Source organism: Phocaeicola sp. ICN-14070 (genome assembly GCF_037892625.1).
GTDB classification, from domain to species: Bacteria; Bacteroidota; Bacteroidia; order Bacteroidales; family Bacteroidaceae; genus Phocaeicola; species Phocaeicola plebeius.
On sequence record NZ_JBBKBF010000094.1, the window covers coordinates 1 to 10,070 of the forward strand.

The 10,070-nt window shown below is 45.2% G+C and carries 13 protein-coding genes; 4 read left to right on the forward strand and 9 right to left on the reverse strand.

Going from position 1 to position 10,070, the window contains the following annotated elements; genetic code table 11:
• Positions 1-60: 60 nt before the first annotated feature.
• Complete coding sequence (locus tag WKT20_RS16785) at positions 61-756, reverse strand: LrgB family protein (protein ID WP_117671343.1); 696 nt, start codon at positions 754-756, stop codon at positions 61-63.
• Entirely contained in the window at positions 737-1,087 is a 351-nt protein-coding gene (locus WKT20_RS16790) for a CidA/LrgA family protein (protein ID WP_022053109.1), read from the reverse strand. The genes WKT20_RS16785 and WKT20_RS16790 overlap by 20 nt, the downstream gene beginning before the upstream one ends.
• Positions 1,088-1,323: 236 nt before the next feature.
• Here WKT20_RS16790 and pta point away from each other — a divergent pair, with 236 nt between their 5' ends.
• The 3 genes from pta to WKT20_RS16805 all read left to right on the forward strand — a co-directional run bounded on the left by pta (position 1,324) and on the right by WKT20_RS16805 (position 4,825).
• Positions 1,324-2,334: a phosphate acetyltransferase gene (gene pta, locus WKT20_RS16795; RefSeq protein WP_340417776.1), complete on the forward strand. Its 1,011-nt coding sequence runs from the start codon at positions 1,324-1,326 to the stop codon at positions 2,332-2,334.
• Between the two features lie 97 nt (positions 2,335-2,431).
• The gene (locus WKT20_RS16800) at positions 2,432-3,631 is read left to right on the forward strand and encodes an acetate kinase (RefSeq protein ID WP_117702682.1); all 1,200 of its coding nucleotides are present in this window, start codon (positions 2,432-2,434) and stop codon (positions 3,629-3,631) included.
• A 153-nt stretch (positions 3,632-3,784) separates the two neighbouring features.
• The gene (locus WKT20_RS16805; protein WP_007558080.1) at positions 3,785-4,825 is read left to right on the forward strand and encodes a sugar kinase; all 1,041 of its coding nucleotides are present in this window, start codon (positions 3,785-3,787) and stop codon (positions 4,823-4,825) included.
• 84 nt (positions 4,826-4,909) lie between these two features.
• On the opposite strand, the gene WKT20_RS16810 is transcribed toward WKT20_RS16805, so the two are convergent.
• The 7 genes from WKT20_RS16810 to WKT20_RS16840 form a co-directional block, all read right to left on the reverse strand.
• Positions 4,910-5,674 (reverse strand): UDP-2,3-diacylglucosamine diphosphatase, encoded by a 765-nt coding sequence (locus WKT20_RS16810; protein WP_340417778.1) that lies wholly within the window; start codon positions 5,672-5,674, stop codon positions 4,910-4,912.
• A gap of 19 nt (positions 5,675-5,693) precedes the next feature.
• The gene (locus WKT20_RS16815) at positions 5,694-6,014 is read right to left on the reverse strand and encodes a metal-sulfur cluster assembly factor (protein WP_117702680.1); all 321 of its coding nucleotides are present in this window, start codon (positions 6,012-6,014) and stop codon (positions 5,694-5,696) included.
• Between the two features lie 85 nt (positions 6,015-6,099).
• Positions 6,100-6,789 carry a RadC family protein gene (radC, locus tag WKT20_RS16820; RefSeq protein WP_117702679.1) on the reverse strand — a complete coding sequence of 230 codons (690 nt, stop codon included), beginning with the start codon at positions 6,787-6,789 and terminating at the stop codon, positions 6,100-6,102.
• A 59-nt stretch (positions 6,790-6,848) separates the two neighbouring features.
• On the reverse strand, positions 6,849-7,844 hold the full coding sequence (locus WKT20_RS16825) for a glycosyltransferase (RefSeq protein ID WP_118165333.1): 996 nt from the start codon (positions 7,842-7,844) through the stop codon (positions 6,849-6,851).
• Positions 7,845-7,857: 13 nt separating this feature from the next.
• Positions 7,858-8,337, reverse strand: a complete 480-nt coding sequence (ispF, locus tag WKT20_RS16830) for a 2-C-methyl-D-erythritol 2,4-cyclodiphosphate synthase (protein WP_340417777.1) — start codon at positions 8,335-8,337, stop codon at positions 7,858-7,860.
• Entirely contained in the window at positions 8,334-8,951 is a 618-nt protein-coding gene (locus WKT20_RS16835; protein WP_007558092.1) for a fumarylacetoacetate hydrolase family protein, read from the reverse strand. Before WKT20_RS16835 ends, ispF begins: the two co-directional genes overlap by 4 nt.
• A 4-nt stretch (positions 8,952-8,955) precedes the next feature.
• A complete protein-coding gene (locus tag WKT20_RS16840; protein WP_117702677.1) occupies positions 8,956-9,609 on the reverse strand; it encodes a redox-sensing transcriptional repressor Rex in 654 nt (217 codons plus the stop codon).
• 110 nt (positions 9,610-9,719) lie between these two features.
• Here WKT20_RS16840 and WKT20_RS16845 point away from each other — a divergent pair, with 110 nt between their 5' ends.
• The gene (locus WKT20_RS16845) at positions 9,720-10,058 is read left to right on the forward strand and encodes a translation initiation factor (protein ID WP_007558096.1); all 339 of its coding nucleotides are present in this window, start codon (positions 9,720-9,722) and stop codon (positions 10,056-10,058) included.
• The last annotated feature ends 12 nt before the right edge of the window (positions 10,059-10,070 follow it).

Below are 10,070 nucleotides of genomic sequence, written 5' to 3' on the forward strand. Positions count from 1 at the left end.
CATCTGAAAAAAATAACAAATCAGCCGGTCATTCAGTTCATTCCGTACAAGAGCAAAATCTTAATACAATCCTAAGATATGCAAAATTGTAGGCGAAAGCAAAGCGGTAAGAATTCCGTTCAAGGTCAGTCCCAGACTTGCGTATGCACCATACTTGCCACTCACTTCCATGGCACGTGAAGTACCGACTGCATGGCCGGCTGTCCCCATGGACAATCCCTGTGCAATCGGGCTAGCTACACGCCCTACCTGAAGCAGTTTAAATCCGCAGATAGCTCCAAACAATCCGACCACAATAACCACAGCAGCCGTCAGTGAAGGAATCCCTCCTACCGCATTCGATACCTCCATGGCAATCGGAGTAGTCACAGACTTTGGAGCCAATGACATAATCACTTCCGGAGAGGCCCCCATCAATTTGGCAATAATCGTCACCGAAACCAGCCCGACCACACAACCGGCCAACTGCGAAATCAGAATCGGCATCAGCTGTTTCTTTATCATGCGCAACTGCAGGTACAAAGGCACCCCCAATGCCACGACGGCCGGCTTCAACCAAAATTCTACCAACGAACCAGCCTCAGAGTAAGTCTCATAAGAAACTCCCGTGAACTGAAGAAAACAAATCAACATGGCTATTGCCACAAGGATAGGATTCAACAGCACCCATCCAGTTTTTTTCTGCAACAATTTTGACAAAAAGAAAAAGCCAAACGTAATGGCCAGCAGAAAAAATTTATTTTCGAAAAAATCCATACTTACGAACTAATTGATGTACCCAACCTGTTACTACTAAAACCAAAATCGTGCTGACCAGCGTCGCAATTACAATCGGCCAGAACTGCGCCGTAATCACATCGAAATAGAGCATCAACGCCACTCCTGACGGCACAAAGAAAAATCCTAAATTTGCTACCAGAAAATTTGTAAGCCCCTGCACCCACTCCAGTTTTATCCAGCCCAGCTGAAGAAACAAAGTCAGCAACAGCATACCAATGATGCTCGAAGGAAGCTTAATACCCGTCAAATAAACAATCAGTTCACCTAACGCCAGACATCCAAAAAGAATAGAACACTGTCGAATCATAATACCTTTTATTTTATCTTAAAAACCGGTGCAAAAATACATAATCAGAAAAAACAATCTCCTTCTAAGCCGCTTTTTATTCAAATCTACAAGAGATGGAAAGGTTTTTGCATACTTTAAAGCAAAAAAAAACGCTTTTTGCAAACTAGATATTACAAAAATACCTATTTTTGCAAGTGGAAAACAAAAAGCTCGTTACCGCACACAACAAGCATTTACAATTTAACATATAAATCATGGATTTAATCAGTGAAATCGTTAAACGCGCTAAAGCAAACAAACAGCGCATCGTGCTTCCGGAAGGAACAGAAGAACGTACTTTGAAAGCTGCCAATCAGATATTGACAGACGGTGTAGCAGACCTTATTTTGTTGGGTAACCCCGATGAAATCATGAACCTGGCCAAAGAATGGGGATTGGGTAATATCCACAAAGCTACCATCATTGACCCAGAAAACAATCCTAAACAAGAAGAATATGCACAGCTGCTGTGCGAACTTCGTAAGAAAAAAGGAATGGCCATCGAAGAAGCTCGCAAACTTGTGCTGAATCCTTTGTACTTGGGCTGTCTGATTATCAAGGCTGGCGACGCAGACGGACAATTGGCAGGTGCACGCAATACAACTGGTGATGTACTTCGTCCTGCATTGCAGATTATCAAGACTGCTCCGGGCATCACTTGCGTTTCAGGTGCTATGCTGATGCTGACACACGCTCCTGAATGCGGAGACAACGGTGTATTGGTAATGGGCGACGTAGCTGTAACTCCTGTACCTGATGCCAACCAGCTGGCACAAATCGCTATCTGTACTGCTCAGACTGCAAAAGCAGTGGCAGGCATCGACCCGCGTGTAGCTATGCTGAGCTTCTCTACCAAAGGTTCTGCAAAACACGAAGTAGTAGATAAAGTGGTAGAAGCATTGAAAATTGCAAAAGAATTAGACTCGACATTGAAGATTGACGGTGAACTGCAGGCAGATGCTGCACTGGTTCCAAGAGTAGGTGCAAGCAAAGCTCCGGGTTCTGAAATCGCCGGAAAAGCTAACGTATTGGTTGTACCTTGCCTGGAAGTAGGAAACATCTCTTACAAGCTGGTTGAACGTCTGGGCCACGCTACTGCCGTAGGACCTATCCTGCAGGGTATCGCTCGTCCGGTAAACGACTTGTCACGCGGATGTAGCATCGACGACGTATACAAGATGATTGCCATCACTGCCAATCAGGCTATCGCTGCCAAGGCACAGTAATCATCCGACTCCGATAATTTATTTCCATAATGCCACTCACTTTTCTTGCAGAGTGGCATTATAGTTTTCCTCATTACAAAAAACTATTTAATAAGATATGAAAGTATTAGTACTCAACTGCGGTAGCTCTTCAATCAAATACAAATTGTTTGAAATGACTACAAAAGAAGTCCTCGCTCAAGGAGGTATTGAAAAAATCGGTCTTCCGGGTTCTTTCCTGAAACTGACTTTGCCTAACGGTGAAAAGAAAGTGATTGAAAAAGACGTACCTGAACATACTACTGGTGTACAGTTCATTTTCGATACTTTGACCAATGCTGAATATGGAGCAGTAAGCAACCTGCACGAAATCAAAGCAGTAGGTCACCGTGTATTGCACGGAGGAACCAAGTTCAGCGGTTCCGTACTGATTGACGATGCCGTAATTGCAGCTGTAGAAGAATACTGCGACCTGGGCCCGCTTCACAACCCAGCCAACCTGAAAGGTATCTATGCCGTACAGAAACTTCTGCCGGAAGTACCGCAGGTAGCCGTATTCGATACTGCATTCCACCAGACTATGCCGGACTACGCTTACCTGTATCCGATACCTTATTCATATTTCGAAAAATACGGTATCCGTCGCTACGGTTTCCACGGAACTTCTCACCGCTACGTATCAAAGCGTGTATGTGAATTCCTGAACATCCCGCAGGAAGGCAGCCGTATCATTACTTGCCATATCGGTAACGGTGGTTCAATCGCAGCCGTAAAAGACGGAAAATGTATCGATACAACCATGGGACTTACTCCGCTGGAAGGTTTGATGATGGGAACTCGCTGCGGTGATATCGACGGTGGTGCCATCACTTACATCATGAAGAAAGAAGGCCTGACTCCAGACGAAATGTCTACCTTGCTGAACAAGAAGAGTGGTGTACTGGGTATGTTCGAAAAATCAAGTGACATGCGCGAGCTGGAAGATGCAGTAGCCAGAGGTGAAGAACGTGCTATCCTGACAGAAAATATGTATTTCTACCGCATTACTAAATACATTGGCGCATACGCTGCTGCCATGGGAGGCGTTGACGTAATCCTGTTCACTGGTGGTGTAGGCGAAAATCAGGCTACAGCCCGTGCAGGTGTCTGCAAGACACTGGGCTTCCTAGGTGTAGAAATCGACCCGGAAAGAAATAAAGTACGTAGCAAAGAAGCCATCATCTCTACTGACAATTCAAAAGTAAAAGTTGTGGTTATTCCTACAGACGAAGAATTAATGATTGCTACTGATACTACAGAAATCCTGAACAACAAATAATCGCAGGAATCCTAAAAGAGTTAAAAGAGGATACCTCCTGAAAAGGAATTCACTATCTTTGCGCAAGAAACAAAGGCAAAGAAAGATTCCTTCAGGAAGTATCCTCTTTCTTTTTGCCCACGTATTCTAACTATAAACGAAAAACCTTCTATTATGAGCAAAAAGATTGTAACATTTGGAGAAATCATGCTCCGTCTTACCACTCCCGATAACTTGCGCATCCAGCAAAGCCATGACTTTCTGGTTAATTATGGAGGAAGTGAAGCTAACGTAGCCATTTCCATTGCCAACTTTGGCGGAGAGGTAGAATATATAACCCGATTACCGGACAATGCGCTGGGAGAGACTTGTATCGCAGAACTCCGTTCTCACAATATCGGAACCAAACACATTCTTTTCGGCGGACACCGCTTAGGAACCTATTATATGGAGAAAGCAGCCGCTATGCGTAACTCCAACGTCATATACGACCGCGAGAATTCCTCGTTCTCTGAGCTGAAACCTGGAATGATTAACTGGCGCGAAATTTTCAAAGACGCATCCATCTTCCACTGGTCGGGTATTGATGCCGCACTGACTCCCGGATTGGCTGAAGTGTGCAAGGAAGCCATTGACATAGCCAAGGAAATGGGACTGACTATCTCATACGACATCAACTACCGGAAAAACTTGTGGAACTATGGAAAAACAGCTCAGGAAGTATTACGTCCGCTCATGACCAGCAGTGACATCATGTTTGGAAGTGAAGGTGAATACGCTCTTGTCACCGGAGTTCCGGCTCCTGGCTTCAAGGCCACCCGAAGCGGTGAAAAATACGATACCGCAGCGTATGAGAAGTTCTGTAAGGAAATCAGCCAGCAGATTCCAAACTGCAAATACATCTATATTGCCCTGCGCAATGTGATGAGTTCAGAACACCACACATTTGCAGGAGTGCTTTATGCACAAGGAGAAATGAAATACACTCGTGTATTCGACATCGACAATGTGATTGACTGCGTGGGAGTAGGCGATGCATTCTGCGGTGCCATGCTTTATGCACAGAACGCATACGAGGACAACCAGAAACGTGTGGATTTCTCTACGGCTGCTTCCGTACTGAAGAATACAATTGCCGGTGACTATAACATGGTGAAAGTATCTGAGGTAGAAGGGCTGCTCGCCCGTCAGGAAAGTGGAGAAGTTGCTCGATAACAATAACTCTATAATAATTCAGGCGTTGAAGAAAATATATAATCTTCAACGCCTGAATTTTTTCTTATCCCTTTCAAAACAGTATCACACCGAAGTCTCCCCTTCAATATACTGTTCCAAAAACATATTTTCACCATCAAAAACCGCATACGAGAACTCGGTAATCCAGTCGCCCAGAATCATCATACGCGATGTACGGCTTAACATTAAATCCAACATAATGTGACGATGACCGTAAATAAAGTAATTAATGTCCGGATGACTCTTTAAATACTCCTTAGAGAATAGTACCAGCGGTTCCTTATCTTCTCCCATATAGTCAGGCTCACGTCCACCCTCCCTTTTCAGGCGACTATGTTTGGCCCATTCCAGTCCAAACTCCACGCTCCATCGCGGATGAAGCATCGCAAACAGACGCTGCAAAGTCTTGCTGTGAAACATTGTGCGCAACAACTTGAATTTTGGGTCATTATCGCCCAGTCCGTCACCATGTCCTAAGAAAAACTCTTTTCCGTAAATCTCACAGGTCAGTGGTTCACGGTGCAGAATGACACCGCATTCCTTTTCCAGATAGTCTCCGCACCAGATATCATGGTTACCGATAAAAAAATGTACTTCCACTCCCAAATCGGTCAGTTCCGAGATTTTCCCCAAGAAACGCGTATACCCCTTGGGAACCACCAACTTGAACTCATACCAGAAATCGAACATGTCGCCCAACAAGTAGACGGCTGCTGCCCGATGCTTGATACTGTCCAAAAAGTTCACCAGCCTGCGCTCCTGCGTACGCCCATGTGCAATGGCCCTCGAACCCAAGTGCGCATCCGAAAGAAAATATACATTCTTCATCGCATCCATAAGTCTCTTTCTACAAAAATCCTAATTCCAGTTTTGCCTCCTCGGTCATCATATCCTTGTCCCATTCCGGTTCAAAGACCAGATTGACCGTAGCAGCAGTCACTCCTTCCACCGATTCTACTTTCTGACGCACATCTTCCATAATGAAATCAGCAGCCGGACAGTTCGGAGCAGTCAAAGTCATGTCGATGGTCAATTCTCCGCTTTCCTGAAGGTCTATCTTATAAATCAAGCCCAGGTCGTACACGTTTACCGGTATTTCCGGATCGTACACGGTCTTCAACATATCTATGATTTTTTCCTCAATCTTCAACTTCGTTTCGTTGTCCATAATCTTTAATCTTTCAATCTTTATTCTTTCCGCAAACTTAGGGAAAAATCTCCATTTTTTCACCTTCGGCCGATAAAAAAAGAGATTAAAGGCGCCCTTCATCCCCGTAACTGTAATAATCACCGTCCGAAACTACCACATGATCCAGCAGACGAATGTTCATAGTACGTGCTGCCTCCAGCAACGCATGAGTCAGACGATCGTCATCCTGACTAGGATGAATATTTCCCGAGGGATGGTTATGACAAAGAATCATGGAAGTGGCCCGTTTCAAGAGTGCCTCACGCAAAATACAACGCACATCAACCTGTGTGGAGGCCAGTCCTCCCCGACTGATTTTGACTGTATCAATCACTTTTGCAGCCTGATTCAGCAACATCACCCAGCATTCTTCTACCGGCAAGTCGCACATCAGGGGATGAAAAAAGGCATACACATCTTGTGAGCTGGTAATTTTCTTCCGCTCAGACGGTTCCTCCTCTCTTCTGCGCTTCCCTAGTTCAGAAGCAGCCAAAATGGTCACAGCCTTTGCCGGACCAATTCCTTTATAGCGACAAAGGTCGTCTACTGTATATTTTCCTAATTCGCTCAAACGGTTGTGACAGTCATCTAGTACTTTCCGCATCAGTTCTACCGCCGTCTCTTCTGTATTGCCGGAACCTATCAGGATGGCCAGCAACTCTGCATTGCTTAAAGCAGCCGGACCGTGCAGCATCATTTTCTCCCGCGGACGGTCTTCTTCCGCCCACTGGGTAATGTTCAGTTTTTCGTTCATGTATCAATTTTTATCTTAAAATACCGACGAACTACCGAACCCCTATTGAGAGCAATTTATTATTTATAGAACGTTTTTTCGAAAGCAGAGAAAGACTTTCCACCACATACACAACGCCTCCACCACGCCCGCAAAAAGCCGGAACCGTAGCCCGTCAATTGTATAAACGCAGCAATGACAGAAAGTCCACCGATTTTTACACTTTTATTGCAAATAGAAGCATCCATAAAAATAATAATGGCAAACAAAGCTAGCAAGAGCAGACTCCACGGACAGATAAGAGCAGCCAGCAATACCAGTACGACTCCTACCGTAAATACAGCAGGAAGCAAATGTACCACCTTCAAAGATTCAGGGTATTTTTTATACAAATCAATGCGTGCGATACCGGAATTGTGCACTTGCTTGAAGAATTTTTTCAAATCTGTACGACGTTTATGCCATACCCAGGCTTCCGGGAACAAACGACAACGGTAACCTCCCTTAAAGATACGGATACTGAAATCAATGTCTTCGCCAAAACGCATGGCAGAGAATCCTCCCAATGCTTTGTACACCTCGGCACGGACTCCCATATTGAAACTACGGGGATAGAATTTATCCATTTTCTTCTTGCCGCCTCGTATACCTCCGGTGGTAAAAAAAGAAGTCATGGCATAATTAATGGCCTTCTGTACATCCGAAAAAGAATCATGGGCACGATCAGGACCTCCAAACGCATCTGCCGGTTCCCGCTGGAGTTCTGCCTCCACCGCAGCCAGATAGGTTTCGGGCAGGATACAATCAGAATCCAGAATCAGCAGATACTCTCCGCGACTGCGCTCTGCCGCATAGTTGCGTGTCTGTCCGGGTCCCGAATTCGGTTTCTCAAAATAGTGCACATCCAACGCTTCTGCATACTTGTCCACCACCTGCTTGCATGGAATGGCAGAACCGTCTTCCACGACCACCACTTCAAAGTTTCGATATGTCTGACTGCACAGACTCTGCAACAACTCATCCACTTCATCCGGGCGGTTGTACACCGGAATCACCACAGAATACTTCGGATTCATCTCTTGTCCTCCTTTAATCTTTTTCAATTAATACTGTAGCATAGACCGATATACCTTCCTCACGTCCGGTAAATCCTAATTTTTCCGTAGTGGTAGCCTTGATGGATACATCATCCACATCTACTTCCATCACCCGTGCCAGCACTTCCTGCATCTCCGGAATAAACTTTTTCAATTTCGGACGTTCGGCACATACCGTGGCATCCACATTACCTACCCGATACCCTTTTCCGGCAATCAGTTTTACGGTCTTTTCCAACAGAATCTTGCTATCAATATTCTTGAAGTCAGCTGAATTGTCCGGAAAATGATAACCAATGTCGCGCATGTTGGCAGCTCCCAACAAGGCATCGCAAATGGCATGAATCAACACATCGGCATCCGAGTGTCCCAGCAAACCCATTTCGTGTTCCAGGCGGATACCGCCCAGCCAAAGTTCACGCCCTGCCACCAGTCTGTGCACGTCGAATCCAAATCCTACTCTTATCTTCATCGTATGTAAAAATCAAGAAGTTTTTCATTTTCCAAAAATCCCTCCAGGTGGTTACCTATCTGCACGGGGCCTACTCCCACCGGTGTACCGGTGAACAACAAGTCACCGATTTTCAACGTGCAGAAACGGCTCACGTAAGCAATAATCTGGTCTACAGAAAATAACATATCAGCTGTATTACCCTGCTGCACCGTTTTTCCGTCAATATCCAGATGGAAATTCACCTTCTGTATGTCGCCCAGCTTTTCCACCGGAACCCAGTCACCGATGGCAGCCGAACTGTCAAATCCCTTGCACAGTTCCCAAGGCTTTCCTTCGGCACGGAACTTACGCTGCAAGTCACGGGCGGTAAAGTCGATACCTACCGTCACGGCATCGTAATAGCGATGAGCAAAACGTTCGGAAATATTTTTTCCCAGGCGGCAGATACGCACCACCATTTCCGTCTCGTAATCCACCTGTTCACAAAAGTCAGGAATAAAAAAAGGCTTGCTGTCTTTCAGCAAGGCAGAATCCGGTTTCATAAAAATAACCGGCTCCTGGGGCAAGGCTTCTCCTGCATGCAGTTCATGGCAATGCAGGCTATAGTTCATGCCTATAGCAATAATTTTCATGGAGTTATTTCTTTATAATTTCATTCAAACGGTTGAACATCACTGCCAGATGTGCATACAGTGACGTATTTTGCACGACAATCGTTTCCGGCACACGGATACGGAAGGGGGTAAAGTTCCACACTGCCTGAATACCTCCGGCCACCATCTTGTCTGTAATATCCTGCGCAATATTGATAGGCACGGTCAACACACCGATTTTCACTCCGTCCTTTGCGCGTCGCTCTTCAAACTCATCGGTATGATAAATCGGAATTCCCTCTACGGTCGTCCCTACCAGATTCGGGTTAATGTCGAATGCTCCCACTATCTGCAGTCCGAAATGTGACAGGCCGGAGTCTCTAAGCAAAGCTCCTCCCAAACTTCCTACACCAAACAGATACGCTTTATGCAGATTCGTAAAACCCAAAAAATCCTCCAGCACCCGGATTAGCAAGTCCACTTCATACCCCACCCTCGTGCGTCCGGAAATATCCACACACGACAAGTCTTTGGCTATCTGTGAGGCATCAATATTTATTTGTCTGGAAATCTGTGTAGAAGATACATACTTTTCCCCTTTCTCTTTCATCAGCTTTGCATTCGAAAGATACCACGGGAGTCTGCGTAAAGTAGGCTCAGGAATCTTGTCCGTCATTTTACGACTTCGTACCGCCATTCGGAGTGTGTTCAATTAATCAATAATGCAAAATTAAACTATTTCTTGTAAACCCTGAACACGATTCCTGAAAAATGTCATACCTTTGAAGTAGATTAAATTAAATTCACATGAAAAAGAATGACTGGAAAGACCGCCTGAACATTGTATATTCCACTAACCCAGACTTCAGCTATCAGCTTGATGAGGAGGAAGAGCCGGCAACTGTCGACCCGAAACAACAGAAACTAAGGGTCAGTATTGAGAAAAAAGGACGAGGCGGAAAGACCGTTACCGTCATTACCGGCTTTATCGGTTCGGAAGATGATTTAAAAGAACTGGGAAGAATGCTCAAGACCAAATGTGGTGTAGGAGGTGCCGTGAAAGACGGTGAAATTCTCATTCAGGGAGAGTTCAAACAACGCATAATCGACCTGCTGAAAGCAGAGGGATACAGCCAGACAAAATAGGCTAGGAAAAAT